The sequence below is a fragment of the Pseudomyxococcus flavus genome, assembly GCF_050038885.1.
Lineage (GTDB): Bacteria > Myxococcota > Myxococcia > Myxococcales > Myxococcaceae > Myxococcus > Myxococcus flavus.
In genome coordinates this window covers 2,188,822-2,210,798 of the sequence record NZ_CP143624.1, presented here as the reverse complement: position 1 = coordinate 2,210,798, position 21,977 = coordinate 2,188,822, and the positions used below count along the sequence as shown (strand labels likewise).

Genomic DNA, 21,977 nt, shown 5'->3' with positions numbered 1-21,977 from the left:
CCCTACCGGCAAACGCCCTGGCCCGAAAGGCAAAGCCCGGCCGCCCGGCCGCTGTCCTGCCACGGGCCCATGTGGGCGGGAGGGCGTCCCGGCGGGACAAGGCTCAGTTCGTGGGCGGCGCGGACACCCGCAGCACGTCGTTTTCTGACTCCTTGGGAGGCAAAACGAACGAGCGGGGGTCTCTCACCAGGTGCGTGAGGACGGCGCGCAGGAAGGGCAGGGCCTCGCGGCTGGGCACGTCGCGGGCGCGCACGGCCACCCCGAGCGCCAGCGAGAAGGACACCGCGAAGTTGATGATGCCGGTGAGGGCCGTGCCGGCCAGCGCGGCCAGGAACTCGGGCTGGAGCACCGCGTCGGGGCCAAGGGCCGTGCCGGACAGCGCGAGCGAGCCGAGCACGAAGGTGACGTGGCGCACGTCCAGCGTCACCCCGAAGAAGCGGCCCACCACCGGCGCCAGGGCCAGCAGGAAGCCCAGGGCCACGTTGGCGCCGAAGCCGGAAGCCGCGTGCTGGAACCCATCCGCCAGCCGGCGCGCGCGGGCTTCTCCCAGGAGCCGTATCAGCAAGGGGTGGTGGGCGAGCGCCTCCGGCAGCCGCCGGTACACGACGAAGTTCTCCAGCCAGCCCCCCGCCACGCTGCTCATCCACAGCATGACGCCCGTCATGGCCGCGTAGATGAGGGTGCCGCTCTTCCAGGGATGGAGCGAGGCCACCGTGGCCTGCGCCTTGGCCGGACTCATGAAGCCCTGGCCGGTGAGGAGCTGGTACCCCAGCGCGAAGAGGACGGCCGCGGGCGCCACCACGCCCAGGTTGCCCGCGAAGGCCGCCAGCTGGGAGCGGGTGATGCGCGGGATGAGCTCCACCAGGCTGGCCAGCCGCTCGCCCCGGGCGCCTTCGCCCACCGCGCCCGCCAGCGTGGCGGCCGTCACCGAGGGCTGCTTGGTGGCCAGCGTGAAGCCCAGCACCTGGATGAGGACGAAGGCCGCGGCGTAGTTCAGCCCCACGGCCAGGAAGGAGAAGAAGGGCGCCAGAATCAGGCCCGACAGCAACGTCTTGTTGGCCACCGCCAGCGCCGTCACCAGGCCGCCGCCCGCCGCGGAGTGCACCATGGCGTGGAAGCCCTGGCGGGTGCTGGTGATGTAGTGCTCGCCGGAGTGACCCGCGCGCTCGATGATCTTGCGCGCCAGCATCCGCATGTTGCGCTTCACCAGCTCCACCACGGAGCGGTCCGCGTGCGCGCGCCGCAGCAGGTCCGACACGAGCGCCATCGCCTCGCGCCAGCGCACCTCGCCGCGGGGAGCGCCCAGCACGCGGGCAATGGCCTCCATGCGCTCCAGCCCCCGGCGGATGCGCTCCAGCCGGTACACCAGGTCCACGCTGACGCCCGTCTCCTCCAGGTGGCGTGACACGTTGGCCACCACCTGCCGGCAGTCCGCCACGCACGTGGACAGGTCCCTCAGCGTGTCCGCTGCGGCATCGCGCGCCAGCACCGCGTCGCAAATCAGCCGCATCCGCAGGAAGGGCGAAGCGCGGAAGGCCGTCTCCGGGCTGCGGTCGCGCACGTCCTCCGCCATGCCCAATGCCGCCAGCTGCACCGCGAGCAGCAGCAGCGCGTCCATCAGGTCCGCGCGCACGCGGGCCGCGGGCGAGGGCTCTGGCGGCCTCGGCTCGCCCACCAGGGCGGCGAGCTGCGCCAGGCGCGCGGGTGACAGCCGCGCCAGCCAGTCCGCGTCATCCGGATCCGGGCACAGGCGCAGCAGCAGCTCGGACAGCTTGCCGGGCTCGGGCGCCGAGGGCAGCAGCGCGCGGGCGAGCCGGTCCGACGCCTCGGCGAAGAAGCCCTGGCCCGCGGGCAGGCCCACCTGGGCGAAGAGCTTGAGGCCCCGGCAGCCCTCGCAGACGGCGGCCACCAGCCGCGTGAGGGCGGCGCGCATGGCGGGCTCGCCTTCGAGTACCCGTATCAGCAGCGCCAGCCGGCTGTCGGCCGGGGAGGCCTCCGGTTCGGAAGCGTCCACCAGTCCATGGGCAGGGATGCGCTCGCGCAGCCACTGCATCCACCGCTCCACCCAGTGCAGCCGCTGCTCCAGGCTGCCTTCGGGTACGTCGCACAGCAGCCGGTACAGGTCGCGCACGGCGGCGTGGCCCGGGGCCCGGGGGGCGTATTGCACGCAGAAGGCATCCACCTCGCGGGCGGAGGGCTGCGGCCGGGACATCGTGGGCTGAGCGGGGGCGGAGTCGGTCATCGGCCAGGCGTGAGGGGGATCGCGACTCTACGCGATGCGCTGTTGTCGCGGAAACCGTGAGCGGCCGGGGAAGCCTGGTGGCCCGGCCGCCGGGCAGGAGCGGCTACTTCTTCTTCACCTTCGCCAGCTCCGTGCGCATGCGCTCCAGCAGCAGGTCCCAGCCGCCCTTGGCCAGCAGCGGCTTCACCTGCGAGTCGCGGATGTCCGTCAGCATGGACGAGCCCAGCACCGTCACGTCCACGACCTTCCAGGCGGCGGCCTCCTTCACCAGCCGGTACTTGAGCTTCATCTCCTGCGTCTTCATGGGGTGCTTGATGAAGACGGTGGAGGCCACCGTGGCCTCGTTCCCCTGCACCTGCGAGGGTTCGTAGGTGATGGAGTCCAGGTTCTTGAAGTTCTCGCGCACGCGGGGGAAGGCGATGTTCGCGAACAGGTCCTTGAACAGCGCGATGAACTCCTTGCGCTGGGCATCGGTGCCCTTCGCCCATTCCTCACCCAGGAGGAACTTGCCCTGCTCCTCGCTGCCGAAGTGCTTGAGGGCCAGCGCGTCACGCTCGTAGCGCACGGACTGCACCACGGTCTTCACCGGCTTGGCGACGGGGTCTTCCTTCGCGGCGAGCGCGGGCAGGGCGAAGGCGAAGGCGGCCAGGAAGGTGAGGGTACGGAAGCGGGCGTTCATGTCAGGGGCTCCTCCAGTGCGGATGCGCGGACGTCTGTTAGCCCAAGGGAACGTCTGGCGCCTCGCGAAATTCACGCCCAGGTGGGAGGCGGGCATGCGGCCGAAGCCGCCTGGTCGCCGGGCGCTGGGCAATTCCGAAAAGATGAATGGTGGAGCCCTCTTGCGCGTTTGACTCCTCTAGGACCCCACGTCTAGTGTCCGCCCCCTGCGCGCACTCTCAGCGCAACCTCTGAGACGACATGCCTACCGATTTCCTGTTCACGTCCGAATCCGTCACTGAAGGCCACCCGGACAAGATCGCCGATCAGATCTCCGACGGTGTGCTGGATGCCATCATCGCCAAGGACCCTCAGGCGCGCGTCGCCGTGGAGACGCTCGTCAAGACGGGCCTCGCCATCGTCGCGGGTGAGGTGACGACGAACTGCTACGTGGACATCCCGAAGATCGTCCGTAGCACCATCTGCCGCATCGGCTACACCGACAGCTCCATGGGCTACGACGGCAACACCTGCGGCGTCATGGTGGCCATCGAGGGCCAGAGCCAGGACATCGCCCGGGGCGTCGACAACAAGAAGGACCAGGGCGCCGGCGACCAGGGAATGATGTTCGGCTTCGCGTGCGACGAGACGCCGGAGCTGATGCCCGCGCCCATCCACTACGCGCACGCCATCACCCGCCGCCTGGCGGACGCTCGGCGCAAGCAGCACCCGTGGATTCGCCCGGACGGCAAGAGCCAGGTGACTGTGGAGTACCGCGACGGTCGCCCCGCCCGCATCGACGCGGTGGTGGTGTCCACGCAGCACTCCGACGAGGTCTCCAACAAGAAGATCCAGGAGGCCATCCGCGAGGACGTCATCGCGAAGGCGCTGCCCAAGAAGCTCATCGACAACAAGACCAAGTTCTTCATCAACCCCACCGGCCGCTTCGTGGTGGGTGGCCCCATGGGTGACTCCGGCCTGACGGGCCGGAAGATCATCGTGGACACCTACGGCGGCATGGGCCGTCACGGCGGCGGCGCGTTCAGCGGCAAGGACCCGTCCAAGGTGGACCGCTCGGCGGCGTACATGGGCCGTCACATCGCGAAGACGGTGGTGGCCGCGGGCCTGGCCCGGCGCTGCGAGGTGCAGGTGTCCTACGCCATCGGCGTGGCCGAGCCCGTCAGCGTCATGGTGGAGACCTTCGGCACCGCCACGGTTCCGGAAGAGCGCATCGCCATGGCCGTCCGCAAGACGTTCGGCCTGCGTCCGCGTGAAATCACCGAGTACCTGGACCTGCTGCGGCCCATCTACCAGAAGACCGCTGCCTACGGTCACTTCGGCCGCACGGAGAAGGAGTTCACCTGGGAGCGCGTCGACGAGAAGAAGGACGCGCTGCGCGACGCCGCCAAGAGCGCGGCGCCCGCGGGTGGTGGCCGCCGTCTGAAGGCCGTCTGAGGCAGGGCTCCCTGCGCCGCCTCGCCGGCGCGTGAGGGGCCGCATAGCACTCGGGCCGTCTCCCATGCATGGAGGCGGCCCGTCGTGTTTCAACCGGGGCGCTTCGACAGAGCATGAGGCCCCGCAAAGAAGAAGGGCCGTCTCCCATGCATGGAGGCGGCCCTTGTTGGTTGCGCAGAGCACTTCGTCAGGGCGTACGCAGCGGCGTGGACCCTGCTTGCGAGTCGGCCCGCTGTGCCGCGGCCGTACGAGGCGGCGCGCCCTCGCCCCACGTCATGCGGGCGAGGGCGGAGGCACCCGCCTAGTAGCGGTAGGTGTCCGTCTTGTACGGGCCGGAGACCTTCACGCCGATGTAGGCGGCCTGCTCGGGCGTCAGCTCGGTGAGCTGCGCGTTGAGCTTCTTGAGCTGCAGCCGCGCGACCTTCTCGTCGAGGTGCTTGGGCAGCACGTACACCTTGCCGACCTCGTAGTTGGCGCTGTTCGAGTACAGCTCGATCTGCGCGATGGTCTGGTTGGCGAACGAGCTGGACATCACGTAGCTGGGGTGGCCGGTGGCGCAGCCCAGGTTCACCAGCCGGCCCTTGGCCAGCAGGATGATGCGCTTGCCGTCCGGGAAGATGACGTGGTCGACCTGCGGCTTGATCTCCTCCCACTGGTACTTCTCCAGGGAGGCGACCTCGATTTCGTTGTCGAAGTGGCCGATGTTGCAGACGATGGCCTGGTCCTTCATCCGCGCCATGTGGTCATGGGTGATGACGCTCTTGTTGCCGGTGGCGGTGACGAAGATGTCCGCCTTGTCCGCGGCGTACTCCATGGTGACGACGCGGTAGCCCTCCATGGCCGCCTGGAGCGCGCAGATGGGGTCGATCTCCGTCACCCACACCTGGGCGGACAGGGCGCGGAGCGCCTGCGCCGAGCCCTTGCCCACGTCGCCGTAGCCCGCGACGACGGCAATCTTGCCGGCGACCATCACGTCGGTGGCGCGCTTGATGCCGTCCACCAGCGACTCGCGGCAGCCGTACAGGTTGTCGAACTTGCTCTTCGTCACGCTGTCGTTGACGTTGATGGCGCGGAACAGGAGCGTGCCCTTGGCGGACATCTCCTGGAGGCGGTGGACGCCCGTGGTGGTCTCCTCGGTGACGCCGAGAATCTTCGCGCTCTTGCGGGTGTACCAGGTCGCGTCCTGGGCCAGCTTCGCCTTGATGGCGGCGAACAGCTCGCGCTCTTCCTCGCTCTGGGGGTTGGAGATGACGCTGGCGTCCTTCTCCGCGCGCTTGCCCAGGTGCATGAGCAGCGTGGCGTCACCGCCGTCGTCCAGAATCATGTTCGGGCCCTCGTGGTCGCTGCCGGCGGGGCCGAACTCGAAGATGCGGTGGGTGAAGTCCCAGTACTCCTTGAGGGACTCGCCCTTGTGGGCGAACACGGGCGTGCCGGCCTGCACCAGCGCGGCGGCGGCGTGGTCCTGCGTGGAGAAGATGTTGCACGAGGCCCAGCGGACCTCGGCGCCCAGCGCCTGGAGCGTCTCCACCAGCACGGCCGTCTGGATGGTCATGTGCAGCGAGCCCGCCACGCGCGCGCCCTTGAGGGGCTGCGTCTTGGCGTACTCCTCGCGGATGGCCATGAGCGCGGGCATCTCGCTCTCCGCGATGCGGATTTCCTTACGACCCCAGTCGGCGAGCGACAGGTCGGCGATGGCGTAATCCTGCTTCTGGGACTTGGTTGCAGCGGTCATGGCAATGGCTCCTGGTCCAGCGGGCGCGGCGTCCGGGCGCGGGGAGGTTCGCTTGATTGGGATGCGGCGACGACTCACCCTCGCAAGAGACGCGTACAGGTGAGCGCCGTTGGGTGATTCCGCTTCGAGCCTGGGGCCGTCTCCGGCCTCGCAGCGCTCCTCGAAGTCACGGGGGAACCTACGAGAAGGGCCCCTTCATTTCAACGGGAGACTGCCGCCCCCCGGGGCAGGCGGACAGCCTGCTTCATCCACTTCCAGACGCCCACCTAGCGGGGGAACGTGGCGAGCGTGAGCGACTCGGGCGGGCCGGACAGTTCCTTGGGGGACAGGGCCACGCCGGACAGGTAGCGCCAGCCGGTGCCGTCGTGCCGGAAGTCGGAGCGCTCCACGAAGGAGCGGTCCTTTCCCTTCTCGAACACCTTGGCGAAGAAGAGCACCCGCGCCAGCCCGCTCTCATCCGGAGGGCTGCGGTCCATCACCACCAGCTTCGGGTACTGGTGGGCCTGGGCGAAGGCGCGCAGCTCGCGCAGCACCTCGTCCTGGGGGCGCGCGCGGTCCGGGTGGTCGGGGTGCAACGTCTTCCAGAGCCAGGCCACGTCGCGCAGGGCGAAGGCGCTGTAGCGGCTGCGCATGAGGCGCTCGGCATCGGGGGGCTCGGCCTCGCCGCGATGGAAGGGCGCGCAGCATTCGCGGTAGCGCAGGCCGGAGGAGCAGGGACAGAGGGGGGCAGGGGGCATGGTGCGGTCCGAGCCTACCCGGCTCGCGTGGACCGTGGGTGTTCATGCGCACAGAGTCGGCGGAACGCCCTTGCTGGCTGGGGAGAGCAGGCATACATCCGGGGGCCGCACCCTATGAGCCTCCTCGAAGCCATCGTCCTGGGCCTGGTCCAGGGTCTCACGGAGTTCCTGCCCATCAGCTCCACGGCGCACCTGCGCATCGCGCCGGAGCTGTTCGGCTGGAAGGACCCGGGCGCGGCGTACTCGGCGGTCATCCAGTTGGGCACGGTGGCCGCGGTGCTCATCTACTTCCGCAAGGACATCGTCGCGCTCCTGAGGGCCTTCTTCCAGGGGCTGGCGCGGCGCGAGCCGTTCGGCACGCTGGAGGCCCGGCTGGCCTGGTTCGTCCTGGTGGGCACGCTGCCCATCGGCATCTGCGGGCTGACGCTGAAGAAGTTCATCGAGAACGAGTTCCGCTCGCTCTACGTCATCTCCGGCAGCCTCATCGTGCTGGCCGCCATCCTCTTCATCGTGGAGAAGCGGGCCTCGCACCAGCGGACGCTGGCGGACATGCGTTGGAGGGACGGCATCTTCATTGGCCTGTGGCAGGCGCTGGCGCTGATTCCGGGCGCGTCGCGTTCGGGCACCACGCTGACCGGGGGGCTGTCGCTGGGGCTCAAGCGTGAGGACGCGGCACGTTATTCGTTCCTGCTGTCCATCCCGGCCACCACGCTGGCGGGCGTCTTCGAGCTGAAGCACCTGCTGGAGGCCGAGTCGCGGCCCTCCGCGGTGTCGCTGTGGGTGGGGACGCTGGTGGCGTTCGCGTCGGGCATGGTGGCCATCGCGTGGCTGCTCCGGTTCCTTCGCACGCGGACCACGCTGGTGTTCGTGGTGTACCGCGTGGCGCTGGGCCTGCTGCTGCTGGTGCTGCTCCAGACGGGGAAGCTCAGCCCGCTGTCGGGGACGGAGAACGTGGAGGTTCCGGGCGAGCCGGGGACGCCGCCGGTGGAAAAGCAGATTACCGACTAGCGAGGGAGGGCACGGGACGTGAGCGTGGAGGCGCTGTTCGAGGCACTGGAGTCGCGGCTGTCATCGCGGCCGGCGCGTGAGGTGGACCTGCCGGGGTGGACCCTGCGAGAGGCCTCGGTGCTGGTGCCGGTGTTCGAGCGGAACGGTGTGCCCCACGTGCTCTTCACGCGCCGGCCCGCGACGCTGCGCACCCACGCGGACCAGTACAGCTTCCCCGGTGGCGGCCGGGAGCCCGAGGACGCGACGCCGCTGCACACGGCGCTGCGCGAGACGGAAGAGGAGCTGGGCATCGACCGGCGCGGCGTGCGGGTGCTGGGCATGCTGGACGAGGTGCCCACGATTTCACAGTACCGGGTGCGGCCCTTCGTGGGCGTGATTCCGGGCGATGGCAAGTACCGGCCGAGCGCGGAGGAGGTGGCCTTCATCCTGGAGGTGCCGCTCAAGGGCCTGCTGGACCCGTCCATCCTCCGCGTGGAGCGGAAGGAAATCCTGGGAGCGGAGCGGGACCTGTACTTCTACACGTACGGGACGCACGTCATCTGGGGCGCCACGGCGCGCATCCTGCGCGACTTCCTGAACCACGTGACGCAGGTGCCTGGCGGAGCGGGGTAGGGCGCCGCCGCGTCACGGCAGGCGGTCCCTGAACTGGAGCCAGGGGACGAGCTCGGGGTGCTTCTGCTCCACCTGCGTTTTGTGCAGGGCGTGCGCCAGCGTGTTGAGCGCGTGCTTGAGCCTGCGCATGGCGAGGAGCTTCTCGATGGGGACGGCGCGGAGGTCTTCCCGCGCCATCCACTGGGAAGCTTCCTCCAGGGAGAACGTCGTCAGACTCCGGGCCCACGCGACAATGGGCTCCGAGTCGAGGACCGGGTCGCCTTCGCGCTCGCCAAGCTCGGCGATCATCCATGCACGGAGGCTCATTGCCGATATCAAGAATGTGTGGGCATCGGCACCTATAGGAGGCCGCTTCACGAGGGCCTCGTAGATGCGAAGAGCAATGTGAGCCCATTCAGGGCTTCTTTCTTCGCGCGCTCTTGCTGCGATGGTGAACGCGAAGACATCCCAGTTGAAGGGCTCGCCCTCGACGGCCCCACCAATGGTGAGCCGGTCGAGCCATGGATTCATTTTCGAGGGGGGCCACTCCAGGGCCTCATCAAAAAGGTCACGAGTCGGCTTCATTGGGCAGGTCTCTATGGGAACACGATACCGGCTTGAGAGAAGGCCCGCCTGCCGATTTCCAGCGCTCTGGCACTCGTAGCTGCAGGGGCCTCGAAGAGGTAGTGGCCACTGTACGGATTTATCGCCATCCCCATGCGTTGCGTGCCATGGGCGGCGATTTCAGCTTCGCCCGCTGCAAGTACTGGGCGTCCTCCGCTGGCGACCGCGTGTGAAATCTCGGTTGCGCGCCATGTGTGCGGGACAATCAGCAACTCCCCCTCCGCAGTCACCACCCACTTGATCGAACCGTTGTTCACATACCGTAGAAAGTCGGGGTCTGTGACTCGAACGGGGCGAACGCCTACCAGCCGCGCGATCTTCTGCTCCCTTTCCAACCAGTGGGGGCGTTGATTCTCAAGGAGTTTTGTGGAGCCGTCACCGAGGGATGGAGGCGCGTCTGTATCGCCTGGACCGCGGGCCGTCATTGCGACCGCGTGGGGCGCGAGGCCCACGGTCATGACGCCCTCCGCTACGGAGATGGAGCGCACGCCCCCTGCCATCGCCGCGGACAGCCGGAATCCCGCTTGCGTCTCCGCGGCCAGGGCCGCGCTGGCGAAGCCGGGCAGCGTTGGCCCCTTGGAGGCCATGCTCGCGGCCCCTCCGCTTAACGCAGCCGTCAGCGCCAGGATGAGGACGCGCGCTCCGTTCTCCCCCATGACTCGGCCGAAGCGATGCCCCGCGTCCTCCAACTCCCGGAACGACACCGCGCGTTCGGTATCAGCCGACAAGCGCTGCCAGCCCTCCACGAGGCTCATGAAGGCATCCACGCCGATGTAGGCGAGGACGAAGGTCGTCAGTGCGACGGCGACAACCTTGGTGACGGGCTCCGGCGCGACGACGAGGAACATGTACGCGGCCATCGCCGACGTCAGCATGGCCTTGAGCGCGAGCGGGTTGACGACCTCCGTCACTGCGTCTTGTACACCCTCCCACACGCCATCCCAGGCGAAGGCGAGCGCCATCTGTCGCCGGGCCTTGGCATCGAGAAAGGAGAAGCCACCCTCCAGGAGCGTGAGGCACTCGCCAGGACTGTTCTGGCGGGAGCACCAGGCGCCGTAGCCTTGCTCGGCCTTCTGGGACTCAGAGCCCCACGAGGCGAGCCGGACGCGTGGGCGTTCTGCTTCCGGGGCGTGGACGGCGAAGCGCATGTCCAGCACGAGCCGGGTCATCACCTTCCGGAACGCGTCGTCGTCAATCTCGACCGGCTTCGCGTTCTTCGGAGGGGCGTAGACGATGGGCTCGCCCTGTCCTGTATCCAGGCGCACAACGCGGGGCGTTGCACAGCCCATGAGGAGAACTCCAAGGAGCAATGCTCCCGCGCAGCGCACTGACATGCCGCCCTCCTGACGTGCCCTCCGAACCTGGAGGAGCACACGTCAGGGAGTAGCATTCGGCTCTGACGGCGCCGGTCGTTCCGTACGGCCGCAGCCCATGGAACGCGGGGAGCCGCCACTCCGAGCTGGTCGCACGTGGCCGCAGGGCAGCCTGGCCGATGTGATGCGCCGGGCTGCCTTGTTGGTTGGGCGAGCCGCCACCCCGCGCGCGAATCATCGGCTGCGCGTCACGACTTCTGCTGCTTCTTCTCAATCTCGACGCGCAGCCGCTCGTCCTGGGCCTGCAGCTCCGGCGTGTACTCGGCGCCGAAGTCCTCGGGCGAGAAGATGGGGCGAATCTCCAGCTCCGACTCCTCATCGGGCTGCGAGCCCGGGCAGCGGCGCGCCCACTCCACGGCCTCCTCCATCGACTTCACCTGCCAGATCCAATAGCCGGCGATGACCTCCTTCGTCTCCGCGAACGGACCGTCGATGACCCGCGTCTTGCCGCCCGAGAACAGCACGCGCTTGGCGCGCTTGCTCGGGTGGAGGCCTTCACCCCCGAGCATGATGCCGGCCTTCACCAGCTCCTCGTTGTACTTGCCCATCTCCGCGAGCAGCTTCTCGCTGGGCATCACACCGGCCTCGGACTCCTTCGTCGCCTTCACAATCACCATGACTCGCATCGCAGCTTCCTTTCAGGAGGGGCGTGCGCGCCGGCCGAGATGACCGCCTGCGTCCCCTTTCAAAAAGCGCGACGAATGGGCCCGGAGCGGATCGACACGTCACCGAAAAAGGCGGCTCCTGAAGGCGACCCGCATTGAAATCGGCCGTGATTTCAGGAGGTTGAAGCCACGGGTGCGCCTCGCGTCGGCGAAAATCCCGGCGAAATTCGCGAGCGTGGCGGGCACCCCCGGTGCGAGCGCCCGTTCAGAACTGGAGGTACACGTACGGCCGCGTCTCCACGGCGGAGAGGTGGCGGATGCCCAGGCCGAGCACGACCAGCACCACGGCGCGCACCGGCACGGGCATGCGGACGAAGAGGTCCGAGCTCACCGTGTAGAGCTTCATCGGCACCGCATGGAAGAACACGGCCGCCGCCAGCATGCCCCACACCAGCGGGCTGACGTTGGCGATGCCCGGCACGCCCGCCATCATCCGCTCGTAGAACTCACCCGCGTGCGTCATGTCCGGCGCCCGGAACACCACGCGCGTCAGCACCACGATGGTGAAGGTGGTCAGCATCCCCAGCGCCACGCGCGGAATGCCCGGGGACTCGGGCTTGCCCACCGTCCACTCCCAGCAGCGCGACACGCACAGGGCGATGCCATGCACCGCGCCCCAGACGGCGAAGCGCCAGTCCGCGCCGTGCCACAGGCCGCCCAGCACCATCACCGTCATCAGGTTGAACAGCACGCGCGGCTTCGACACGCGGTTGCCACCCAGCGGCCGGTACAGGTAGTCGCGCAGCCACGTGGACAGGCTCAGGTGCCACCGGTTCCAGAACTCGCCGATGTTCTTCGCCAGGTACGGCCGGTTGAAGTTCTCCGGGAACTTGAAGCCGAACAGCGCCGCCACGCCAATGGCGATGTCCGAGTACCCCGAGAAGTCGTAGTAGAGCTCGAAGGTGTAGGCGACCGCCGCGACGATGCACTCGGCCGAGGCGTACTTCTCCGGCGCGGCGAAGACAGGGTCCACCAGCCCCGCGCCCAGCACGTCCGCGATGACCAGCTTCTTCACCAGGCCCACCGCGATGCGGAACAGCGCGTGGCCGCCGGCCTCGGGCGTGAGGCTCGGCGTCTCGCGGAACTGCGCCATCAGCTCCGACGCCCGGACGATGGGCCCGCTCACCACGCGCGGGAAGAACATCAGGTACAGCAGGTGCTCGATGAACGAGTGCTCCGCGCTCGCCTTCCCCCGGTATACGTCCACCGTGTAGCTGATGGCCTGGAACACGAAGAAGGACAGGCCCAACGGCATCAGCAGGTTGAAGGGCTCGGAGCGGACCTCGATGCCCCACGGCGCCAGCAGGGACAGCGCCGTCTGCCGCAGCATCTCCAGGTACTTGAAGCCCGCGAGCAGGCCCAGGTTGGAGACGACGGACACGGTGACGAGCGCCTTGCGCCTCCCCTGCGACTGCGCGCGGGCCATGCCCTTCACGCACAGGTGGTCCACCGTGACGCCCGCCAGGAAGATGAAGACGGGGAAGGGCGTGAAGACCGCGTAGAAGCCGAGGCTGGCCACCAGCAGCACGCCGATGCGGGCCGCGTAGTGCCGGTGCACCGCCCAGTACAGGACGAACACCTCGATGACGAAGACGAGGTACTGGACGCTGTGCGACATCACGTCAGTTGTCCTCCACGCGCGAGGTGGGGCCCACCTTCCGGTGGGCCTCGTACGCGGTGAGCAGCTCCCGGGCGAAGGCGCCCGCCAGCCGTGCGTAGCCTTCCGGCGTCAGGTGGATGCCGTCCGCATGGCCCAGCGCCGGCTGTGCCCGCTGCCAGCGCAGCATGGAGCGCTCGCCGCCCATGGCCGCGCGAGGCGACCAGTAGGCGCAGCCCGCATCCTTCGCCACCTGCGGCAGCGTGTTCAGCACCGACGCCAGCGCGGGCGCTTCCTTCCACCGACCGCTCGCGTCCTGCTCCAGCCGGTCCGTCGGGCCCAGCAGCAGGCACTCCGCGTTGGTGGCCTTGCGCAGCCGCCTCAGCAGCGCCGTGTAGTCGCGGCGCAGGGCCACGGCGTCCAGGTCCGCCCGGCCCGCCTCGTTGGTGCCGTACCAGAACACGAGCAGGTCTGGCCGCCGCGACACGAGCTGCGCGTCCACCGCCGCCGCGTCCATGTCCCGCAGGGTGAAGGACGTGGCGCCGGGCAGGCCCAGCGCGTCGTACACGAGGCCCGGTGTGTCGTACTCCAGTGACGCGCCCAGCACCGTGACGCTGCCGTCCGGCGGCGCGGCCACCTCCACGGTGTGCGAGGGGCCGGTGACGGGGAAGGAGCGGATGCGCACCGTGGGCGCGGTGAGCGGCTCTGGCGGCGGGGCCTCCGGCGGCATGGCCTCGCCGTCCACGGTGATGTCCGGCGCGCGCGTGTCCGGCACGTCCAGCGCGTACAGGTCCAGCCGGCCCGAGGGCGCCTTCGCGTCCGGGCAGTCCTTGCAGAACTGGATGCGCAGCTTCGCCCCGGGGCCGCCCACGGCGCGGATGCCCGTGAGGCCCCACAGGCCACCCGGGGGCGCATCCTTCGCGTCCTCGACGGTCCACGCGCCTTCCAGCGCTCGCGTCACGCCCGCGGGCTCCAGGCGCGCAGACGGCTTGCCCGCGGCGATGAAGCCCCGGCCCGCGTCGCCGAAGCGCTTGGTCAGCACCTCGCGCACCGCGTCCGTGAAGTAGTGCGAGGCCGTGTGCGAGCCGCCCAGCTGCGTGATGCCCACGCGCAGGGCCTCGCCGGACTCGCGGCGCTTCAGCTTGTCGAAGGTCCGGACGAGCGCGGTGTCCGCGTCCTGGAGGCCGGTCGGGTCCGCCACGGCGACCAGCGGCGCCCGGCTCTTCGCGAACGCGCGCTGGAGGGACAGGTCGAAGAGGTGGCCCAGCAGGTCGGAGCCCCGGGCACGCGGATGGACGAGGTCGTCCAGCATCAGCCCTTCCTCGAACCAGCGCGCCGCGGCGCCCTCGCCACCCATGGCGGCGTAGGCGTCCCAGAAGGCGCAGCCGGCCGCGCGGGCCTCCTCACGATAGATGTCGCCAATCTCCCTGGTGCCCCGGCGCGGCACCACCTCGCCGCTCATGGTGCGCACGCCCGCGTCGATGGGGGACATCAGCAGGCACGCGGCGTTGGGCACGTTGGAGCGGACGCGGGCCATCAGCTCCTTTATCTGCGCGCGCACCTCGTCCAGCGTGGTGCGGTTGCGCGAGTAGAAGAAGGCCTCGTTGCCGCCCACCATCAGCACGACGAGGGATGGTTTGCGCTGACGGAGCTGCGCGCGGAAGGCGGCGGGCTGGGCGCGCAGGTACACCTCCGCCATGCCGCCCAGCAGGCCCACGGTGTCGTAGACGACGCCCGGCGTGCCCGTCTCCAGCGTCATGCCGTGCAGCTCCACCTTGCCGGCGGTGGTGAGCGTCAGCGTCTTCGCGCCCTGCGGCAGCGTCAGGCGGGCGAAGGCCGCCTCCGACTTGCTCTTGGAGAAGCCTCGCGTGTGGATGCGCTGGAGTGGCTTGCCGTCCACGGAGAACTGCACCGAGCCGCTCGCGGGCTGCGCCAGGAAGAAGAGCTCCGCCACGCGCGAGCCCTCCACGTCATAGCGCGTGCTCTGGGAGGCCTTGTCGGTGCTGAAGGCCACGCCCGTCCAGCCCACGCGGTCGCGGGGCCACCTGGTGTCCACCAGCCGCTCGATTTCCCAGCCGTCCGAGCCCCGTCCGGAGCGCGTCCAGCGGCCCGCGCTGGCGGGGCGGGTGATGAAGAGGAAACCCTTGCCGCCCGTGCCGAAGCGCTCCTGGAGCCGGTCCCGCACCAGGTCGGTGATGTGGTCGGAGGCGACCAGCGAGTCGCCCAGGTGCACCACGCGCACCGGCGTGCGCCGGGCGTCCGCGCGCAGCTCGGCCAGCGCCCGGGTGAAGGGGGCGAGCCCATCCTCCAGGCAGCCGCCGTCCGGCCCCGCCTTGCGGCAGTTCAGCTCGAGGTCCACGTGCTGGGCGCCCATGCGCTCGCGCAGGGCCTCCAGGTCCTTCGCGCGGGCCAGGGTGGGGGCACTCAGCTCCTCCAGGCCGATGCCCGGCGTCGTGGGGACGGCGGGCAGGGGCTCCGCCAGCAGCGCTCCGGCGTCGGCTTCGTCCTCCACCTCCTCCGTCTCTTCCGGCGGGCGTGTGGCCGCGCCCGCACCCGCCGTCATCACCTCGCCGGGCGGACGCGCGGCGCGGCCTCCCGACACCGACGTGGGCAGGACGAGCGCCACCAGCTTCTCGCCTAGGGGGCCTCCTTGGAGGCTCGGGAGCGGGCGCAGGGCTTGGGGGACCGGGGCAAGCGAGAGCCCCAACGCCAGCGCGACGGTGAGGATGAGCGTCAGCCCGGTGGATCTGGCCTTGAGGAAGTCCAACAGCGCGGCATGAGACTGGCTTTTTGGTGGCGGGTCAAAACTCTCACCGCCCTTCCTGGCCCTGTCGTCTGGTGGGCGGGCGGGCGAGTCCCCCTTTCCCGGCGAGGCCGAAACGGTATGGTGCGCCGCCACGGCCGCCGGCTCGGTCCGGGGCCTTCAGGAGTGCAACACCCGCAATGGCCCTTTACCCCGTCATCATGGCCGGTGGTTCCGGCACCCGCTTCTGGCCGCTGTCCCGTCAGGCGCGGCCCAAGCAGTTCCTGCCGCTGGCGTCCAAGCAGCCGCTCATCACCGACACGGCCTCGCGCCTCAAGGGGCTCGCCTCGGTGAAGGACACCTTCATCGTCTGTGGCCCGCAGCACGCCAGGACCGCGGCGAAGCTGGTGAAGGGGCTGCCCAAGGCGAACCTGCTGGTGGAGCCGGTCGCCCGCAACACCGCGCCCGCCATCGCCCTGGCGGCGGTGCAGGTGGCCGCGCGCAATCCGAAGGGTGTCATGGTGGTGCTGCCTTCCGACCACCACGTGGCGGACGTGCCCGGCTTCAAGCGCACCCTCGCGGACGCGGCGGACCTGGCGGAGTCGGGGCACATCGTCACGCTGGGCATCAAGCCCTCGCGCCCGGAGACGGGCTACGGCTACATCCAGCTGGGCGAGGCGCTGGAGGGCGGCGGCCGCAAGGTGCAGGCCTTCAAGGAGAAGCCGGACCTGGAGACGGCGCGCGGCTACGTGTCGTCCGGGGACTATCTGTGGAACGGCGGCATCTTCGTCTTCCGCGCGGACGTCATCCTGGAGGCGTTCGCGAAGCACATGCCGGAGATGCAGAAGGGCCTGGATGCCCTGCGCAAGGCCGTGGGCAAGCGGACCTTCGGCGGGGTGCTGAAGAAGGTGTTCCCCAAGCTGCCCTCCATCTCCATCGACTACGGCGTCATGGAGAAGGCCTCCAACATCGCGGTGCTGCCCGGGGACTTCGGCTGGTCCGACGTGGGCTCGTTCGCGGCGATTCCCGAGGTGCGCCCCGCCGACGCCAACGGCAACGTGGTGTCCGGCAACCAGGCCGTGGTGGTGGACTGCCACAACTGCGTGGTGCTGGCCGACAAGCGCCCGCTGTCCGTGGTGGGCCTCACCGACATGGTGGTGGTGGACTCCGGCGACGCGGTGCTCGTGGTGCCCAAGGACAAGAGCCAGGACGTGCGCAAGGTGGTGGAGGCGCTCAAGGCTCGCAAGCTGACGAAGTACCTGTAGGCGCCCAGGTGGGGCCGGGTGCGCTGGAGAAACGCCCGACTCCGGCCCTGGAAGAATTACCGGCCGCCAGCCCCTGATTCGCGGGGGCGCTCGGTCGCCTGGGGGCTTGCTCTGTCCGCGACTGGACAAGGGTCCTCTGCACGCAGGTTGCAAGGGCCCCACCGCCTGCCCCGCTTCGGGGCGACAAAGGGTGGTGGGGTATGGCGTGCACGCAGTGTGACGTGGACCATCCGGTCGGGGCGCCTTGCCCGGCCACTGCCAGCGGTGCCGCGGTGTCGGCGAGCTGTCTGGAGGGCCACCGGCACGGGCCGCTCGTCTTCCGCCGCTGGCTGGGCGCGGGGGCGCTGGGCACGGTGTACCTCGCCGAGTACCCGCCCACGGGCCACCGCTTCGCGGTGAAGGTGCTGCACCCGCACCTGGCCGCGCGGCCCGATGTGCGGCAGCGCTTCTATTCGGAGGCGCTGGCGCTGCGCGAGCTGGCGCACCCGCACGTGGCGCGCGTCCTGGACGCACGGCCGGGGCCCGGCGGCCTGCCCTGCCTGTTGATGGAGTACGCCGACGGCGAGTCCTTCTCGCGCCTGCCCATGCCGCTGGCGCCGGTGGAGGCGGTGGAGCTGCTGACCCAGGCGCTGGAGGCCGTCGAGGCCGCGCACGCGCGGGGGTTGATGCACTGGGATTTGTCCGCGGACAACCTCGTCCTCACCCGGGACGCGCAGGGGGCGCGGCGGGTGAAGGTGCTCGACTTCGGCGCCAGCGCCATCCTCAGCGCGAGCCTGTCTCCCGAGGAGCGCGCCCGCGGCATGGTGGTGGGCTCTCCGGCCTTCATCGCCCCCGAGCAGTGGTCTGGTGAGACGGTGGACGGCCGCGCGGACGTGTACGCGCTGGGCGTGGTGGGCTACCTGCTGCTCACGGGACGGCTGCCTTTCGGCATTGGCCGGGCGGGGGAGCTGGCACCGCCCGAGCCCCACGTGCTCAACCCTTGCGTGCCCCCGGTGCTGTCCACGGTGCTGCTGCGGGCCCTGGCTTCGCGTCCCGGCGAGCGCTTCCCGGATGCCCGCACGTTCCGCGAAGCGCTGGTGCACTGCATGGACCCGCGGACCCGGGCGGCCGAGCGCGCATCGGCCCTGGTGGACGACGTGGAGCTGCTGGTGGACATCGACATCGTGCTGGACGAGGACGAAGCGCCCACGCATCAGCAGCCCATCCTGTTGCTGCCGGAGATGCGGGTGCCGGAGGGCAACGTCACCATCTTCGGCCAGTCCATTCCGGCGGACGGCGCCACGCCGCTGCACCAGGCGTTGCGCGCGGTGGCCCACGCGGAGCCGGTGCTGGAGGCGCCCGCGCCCCGCGTCGCCGCGCCCGCGGGGCTGGAGGTCCGGCTGCGGGTCGACGGTGGCTGGGTGCCCGTGGCGGCCAGTGATGTCTCGGTGGACGGCTTCTTCGCCGCCTGGGAGGGCACGCTGCCACCGCTGGCCGCGCGCCTGGGCGTGGAGCTGTCCTATGAAGGACGCACCGTGACGTGCGAGGGCGACGTGGTCCGCCACGTCACGGGCGATGAGGCGCGGACGTGGGGTGTGGCCGCGGGGGCGTTCATCCACTTCGCCGAGCCCGAGGCGGCGCTGCGCCAGTGGGTGGCGTGGATGCTGGAGGAGAGCACCCAGGCGCAGAGGCCCGAGCCGCGGCCGGATGGAGAGCTGGCGCGGCTGCTCGCCCGGGCCGCCGAGTCCGCCCAGGACCCCTATGCCTTGCTGGGCGCGCGGCCGGACGCCGACTTCGAGGAGATTCGCCGCCGCGCCAGCGCCGCCCTGCGCCGACTGGAGGGCTTCCGGGCGCGCGCACTGCCGTCCTCGCAGCGCCGGGCCCTGGAGTCCTTGCGGGGTCGCGTGGAGTCCGCGCGGTGCACCCTGGGCGAGCCGCTCAGCCGTGCGGGCTTCGATGCCGTGCGGGGCAACCTCTCCGGCCTGGCCCGCTGCGTGGCGGCGGGGCTGCCGGACGAGGAGGTGGAGCCCCTGCGCCACGCCTTCCTGTCGGCGCGTCCCGGCTCGGAGGCCCGGGCACGGGCGCTCTTCACCCAGGGCCACGCGCTGGAGGTGCAGCGGGCCCTGCGGGCGGCGCTCTCCCGCTACGCCGACGCGCTCGCCCTGGACCCGCTCAACGTCGCCTGGCTGCGGCACTACCAGGAGCTGCGCCAGCGGACGCAGGGGCTGGTCCCCTCCATGCCCCCTGTGCTGCACTCGAGCCCTCGGGCCGACCCGTCCCCGCTCTCGTAGCGAGGCCGGGCACCTCCAGGCCCCTTGGCCCTCCAACAGGCCGGGAGCACCCTGTGGCCGGGTGCCCCCCTGGCCCGCGCTCGTGTAGAGTCCGCCGCCCTCTGCCATGCCCTCCGGCTTCACGGGGGCGGGGACACCTTCATGAACGCGCACATCTTCCGCGAATACGACATCCGAGGCCTGGTCGATAAGGACCTCACCACCGACGTGGTGGAGTTGCTGGGCAAGGGCCTGGGCACCATCGTCCGGCGCCAGGGCGGGCGCTCCATCGTGGTGGGCCGCGACTGCCGCGAGTCCTCCACCCGCTTCCGGGACGCGCTCTGCGCGGGCCTCACCTCCACGGGCCTCAACGTGTTCGACGTGGGCGTGGTCCCCACGCCGCTGACGTACTTCGCCGCCAACACCCTGCCGGTGGACGGCCTGGCGATGATTACCGGCAGCCACAACCCGCCCGAGTACAACGGCTTCAAGATTGGCGCGGGGAAGACGACCTTCCACAGCCACGAAATCCAGGCCCTGCGCAAGCTCATCGAGGCCAGGGACTTCGAGGTGGGGAACAAGCCGGGCACGGTGACGCCCTACGACATCATCACGCCCTACAACCACTTCGTCCGGCAGACGGTGAAGGTGGGCCGCAAGGGCATGCGCATCGTCATCGACGCCGGCAACGGCACGGGCGGCGCCATCGCGGTGCCGCTGTTCCAGAGCATGGGCTTCGACGTGGTGCCCCTGTTCTGCGAGATGGACGCGACGTTCCCCAACCACCACCCGGACCCGACGGTGGTGGAGAACCTCGAGGACCTCATCGCGGCGGTGAAGCGCGAGAAGGCCGAGGTGGGCATCGCCTACGACGGCGACAGCGACCGCATCGGCGTCATCGACGACCAGGGCAACATCCTCTGGGGTGACCAGCTGATGGTCCTCTTCAGCCGCTACGTGCTGAAGGAGAGCCCGGGAGCGGCCATCGTCGGGGAGGTGAAGTGCAGCTACACGCTGTACGACGACATCGCGAAGCGCGGCGGCAAGCCCGTCATGTGGAAGGCCGGGCACTCGCTCATCAAGTCGAAGATGAAGGAGACGCAGGCGGAGCTGGCCGGGGAGATGAGCGGCCACATCTTCTTCAAGAACCGCTACTTCGGCTTCGACGACGCCATCTACTCCACCGCGCGCCTGCTGGAGATTCTCACGCACGAGCAGGCGCCCATGTCGCAGCTCCTGTCCGACGTGCCCAAGACGTACGCCAGCCCGGAGCTGCGCTTCGACACGAAGGAGGAGAAGAAGTTCGAGATGGTGAAGCGGGCCACCGAGACGCTGCGCGAGGCGGGCCATGACATCATCGACGTGGACGGCGTGCGCGTGACGTTCCCGGATGGCTGGGGCCTCATCCGCGCCTCCAACACGCAGCCCATCCTCGTCCTGCGTTTCGAGGCGAACACCCCCGAGCGCCTCAAGGAGATTCAGGCCCTCATCGAGGGCACGGTGGAGAAGGTCAAGGTCGAGGTCGGGGGCTGACATGACGACGCCGCGGATTCTCGCCATCAGTGGCAGCCTCCGGAGCGGGAGCTTCAACCGCAAGCTCCTGGACATCGCCGTCGCCCACGCCCGCGCGCTGGGTGCGGAGGTGGACGTGGTGGACCTGAAGACGCTGGAGTTGCCCATCTACGATGGTGACGTGGAGGCCAAGGCCCTGCCGGCGCCGGTGGAGGAGCTGCGTGAGCGCCTGGGCAAGGCCCAGGGCCTGCTCATCGCCAGCCCGGAGTACAACTCGTCCATCCCCGGTGGCCTGAAGAACGCCATCGACTGGGTGTCCCGCCCGCCCGGGAAGCTCTTCCAGGAGAAGTGGGTGGCGATGATGGGCGCCACGCCCGGTGTCTTCGGCACCGCGCGCATGCAGCCGCACCTGCGGCAGGTGATGGCCTCCGTGGGGGCGCACGTGCTGCCCACGCAGGTGCACATGGCCCGGGTGGGGGACGCCTTCACGCCGGACGGGAAGCTCAAGGACGCGGCGCGCCAGAAGGACGTGGAAGCGCTGGCGGCCGCGTTGGTTTCCAAGCTGAAGGCCTGAGAGAGGACGCGCCATGCCAACGCTCGGAATCGACCTGGGTGGGACCTTTGCCCGCGCCGCCGTGGTGGACGGGGTGGGCAAGCTGATTGCCGCCGCGAAGGTGGCCCTGGTCGAGCGCAGCCCCGCGGGAGTCGTGGAGACCATCGCCCAGGCCGCCGCGGACGCCGTGAAGGCCGCGGGCGTGCCCCTGGCGGCGTGCGGCGTCGCGGCCGCCGGGCAGATTCACAAGGACTCGGGCGTGCTGTCCGTCGCCCCCAACCTCGGCTGGCGCAACGTGCCGCTGGGAGCCCTGCTCACGGACCGGCTGGGCCAGCCGGTGCGCGTGGTGAACGACCTGGCCGCGGCGGCGTGGGGTGAGCTGCACGCGGGCGCGGGCCGCGGCGCCCAGGACATGCTGGTGGTGTTCGTGGGCTCGGGCGTGGGGAGCGCCATCGTCGCGAGCGGCAGGCTCGTGGACGGTGGCGGCGGCGTGGCGGGAGAGCTGGGCCACATCAAGATGGTCCCCGGCGGGCGCCGCTGCGGCTGCGGCGAGCTGGGGTGCCTGGAGGCCTACGTCGGCGGCCACAACCTCATCGCGCAGACGCGCGAGCTGCTCGCCAGCGGCAACGCGCCGGAGGTGCAGCGCCTGACGGGCGGTGACCCGTCGCGCATCACCCCGGTGACGCTGGAGAAGGCCGCGGAGGCCGGTGACGTGGCGGCGGCCGAGGTCTACGAGCGCGCGGCGCGCTTCCTGGCGCTGTCGGTGGCCAACATGGTGACGATGCTCAACCCGGCGCGGCTGGTGCTGGGGGGCGGGGTGCTCACGCACTGCCCGGGCCTGCGGCGCCGCGTGGAGGAGGGCGTGCGCGAATGGTCCTCCATGACGTCGCGCGAGGGCCTGCTCATCGCCGACGCGGAGCTGGGAGACGACAGCGGTCTGATTGGCGCGGCGCTGCTGGTGAAGTAGGCCGCGT

General features: G+C 70.1%; 17 protein-coding genes and 1 riboswitch. Of the genes, 8 read left to right on the top strand and 9 right to left on the bottom strand.

Annotated elements, in window-relative coordinates:
- Positions 1-103: 103 nt before the first annotated feature.
- On the bottom strand, positions 104-2,242 hold the full coding sequence (locus VZL07_RS09235; protein ID WP_426755000.1) for a site-specific recombinase: 2,139 nt from the start codon (positions 2,240-2,242) through the stop codon (positions 104-106).
- Between the two features lie 103 nt (positions 2,243-2,345).
- On the bottom strand, positions 2,346-2,921 hold the full coding sequence (locus VZL07_RS09230) for an ABC transporter substrate-binding protein (RefSeq protein WP_426754999.1): 576 nt from the start codon (positions 2,919-2,921) through the stop codon (positions 2,346-2,348).
- A 239-nt stretch (positions 2,922-3,160) separates the two neighbouring features.
- Between VZL07_RS09230 and metK the strand changes: the two genes are divergently transcribed.
- Positions 3,161-4,354 (top strand): methionine adenosyltransferase, encoded by a 1,194-nt coding sequence (gene metK, locus VZL07_RS09225; protein WP_426754998.1) that lies wholly within the window; start codon positions 3,161-3,163, stop codon positions 4,352-4,354.
- Positions 4,355-4,655: 301 nt separating this feature from the next.
- On the opposite strand, the gene ahcY is transcribed toward metK, so the two are convergent.
- Positions 4,656-6,086: an adenosylhomocysteinase gene (ahcY, locus tag VZL07_RS09220; protein WP_426754996.1), complete on the bottom strand. Its 1,431-nt coding sequence runs from the start codon at positions 6,084-6,086 to the stop codon at positions 4,656-4,658.
- 94 nt (positions 6,087-6,180) lie between these two features.
- Positions 6,181-6,254, bottom strand: a riboswitch (S-adenosyl-L-homocysteine riboswitch).
- A gap of 98 nt (positions 6,255-6,352) precedes the next feature.
- Positions 6,353-6,823, bottom strand: a complete 471-nt coding sequence (locus VZL07_RS09215; RefSeq protein WP_426754994.1) for a YchJ family protein — start codon at positions 6,821-6,823, stop codon at positions 6,353-6,355.
- Positions 6,824-6,937: 114 nt separating this feature from the next.
- Here VZL07_RS09215 and VZL07_RS09210 point away from each other — a divergent pair, with 114 nt between their 5' ends.
- Positions 6,938-7,831, top strand: a complete 894-nt coding sequence (locus tag VZL07_RS09210) for an undecaprenyl-diphosphate phosphatase (RefSeq protein WP_426754993.1) — start codon at positions 6,938-6,940, stop codon at positions 7,829-7,831.
- 18 nt (positions 7,832-7,849) lie between these two features.
- Complete coding sequence (locus VZL07_RS09205; protein ID WP_426754992.1) at positions 7,850-8,443, top strand: CoA pyrophosphatase; 594 nt, start codon at positions 7,850-7,852, stop codon at positions 8,441-8,443.
- A gap of 12 nt (positions 8,444-8,455) precedes the next feature.
- Here the strand turns inward: VZL07_RS09205 and VZL07_RS09200 are convergent, their stop codons facing one another.
- From VZL07_RS09200 to VZL07_RS09180, 5 genes are all read right to left on the bottom strand, one after another.
- Positions 8,456-8,749: a hypothetical protein gene (locus tag VZL07_RS09200; RefSeq protein ID WP_426754991.1), complete on the bottom strand. Its 294-nt coding sequence runs from the start codon at positions 8,747-8,749 to the stop codon at positions 8,456-8,458.
- Positions 8,750-9,018: 269 nt separating this feature from the next.
- Positions 9,019-10,335 carry a hypothetical protein gene (locus tag VZL07_RS09195; protein WP_426754990.1) on the bottom strand — a complete coding sequence of 439 codons (1,317 nt, stop codon included), beginning with the start codon at positions 10,333-10,335 and terminating at the stop codon, positions 9,019-9,021.
- 272 nt (positions 10,336-10,607) lie between these two features.
- Positions 10,608-11,045 carry a YciI family protein gene (locus tag VZL07_RS09190; protein ID WP_426754989.1) on the bottom strand — a complete coding sequence of 146 codons (438 nt, stop codon included), beginning with the start codon at positions 11,043-11,045 and terminating at the stop codon, positions 10,608-10,610.
- Between the two features lie 244 nt (positions 11,046-11,289).
- A complete protein-coding gene (locus tag VZL07_RS09185; RefSeq protein ID WP_426754987.1) occupies positions 11,290-12,705 on the bottom strand; it encodes an MBOAT family O-acyltransferase in 1,416 nt (471 codons plus the stop codon).
- A 1-nt stretch (position 12,706) separates the two neighbouring features.
- On the bottom strand, positions 12,707-15,580 hold the full coding sequence (locus VZL07_RS09180; protein WP_426754986.1) for a GDSL-type esterase/lipase family protein: 2,874 nt from the start codon (positions 15,578-15,580) through the stop codon (positions 12,707-12,709).
- A gap of 44 nt (positions 15,581-15,624) precedes the next feature.
- Between VZL07_RS09180 and VZL07_RS09175 the strand changes: the two genes are divergently transcribed.
- The 5 genes from VZL07_RS09175 (at position 15,625) to VZL07_RS09155 (ending at position 21,970) form a co-directional block, all read left to right on the top strand.
- Positions 15,625-16,689 (top strand): mannose-1-phosphate guanylyltransferase, encoded by a 1,065-nt coding sequence (locus tag VZL07_RS09175; RefSeq protein ID WP_426754984.1) that lies wholly within the window; start codon positions 15,625-15,627, stop codon positions 16,687-16,689.
- A 272-nt stretch (positions 16,690-16,961) separates the two neighbouring features.
- On the top strand, positions 16,962-18,959 hold the full coding sequence (locus tag VZL07_RS09170) for a serine/threonine-protein kinase (protein WP_426754983.1): 1,998 nt from the start codon (positions 16,962-16,964) through the stop codon (positions 18,957-18,959).
- A 141-nt stretch (positions 18,960-19,100) separates the two neighbouring features.
- Positions 19,101-20,471 carry a phosphomannomutase/phosphoglucomutase gene (locus tag VZL07_RS09165; protein ID WP_426754982.1) on the top strand — a complete coding sequence of 457 codons (1,371 nt, stop codon included), beginning with the start codon at positions 19,101-19,103 and terminating at the stop codon, positions 20,469-20,471.
- 1 nt (position 20,472) lies between these two features.
- The gene (locus VZL07_RS09160; RefSeq protein ID WP_426754981.1) at positions 20,473-21,024 is read left to right on the top strand and encodes an NADPH-dependent FMN reductase; all 552 of its coding nucleotides are present in this window, start codon (positions 20,473-20,475) and stop codon (positions 21,022-21,024) included.
- A gap of 13 nt (positions 21,025-21,037) precedes the next feature.
- Entirely contained in the window at positions 21,038-21,970 is a 933-nt protein-coding gene (locus VZL07_RS09155) for an ROK family protein (protein WP_426754980.1), read from the top strand.
- The last annotated feature ends 7 nt before the right edge of the window (positions 21,971-21,977 follow it).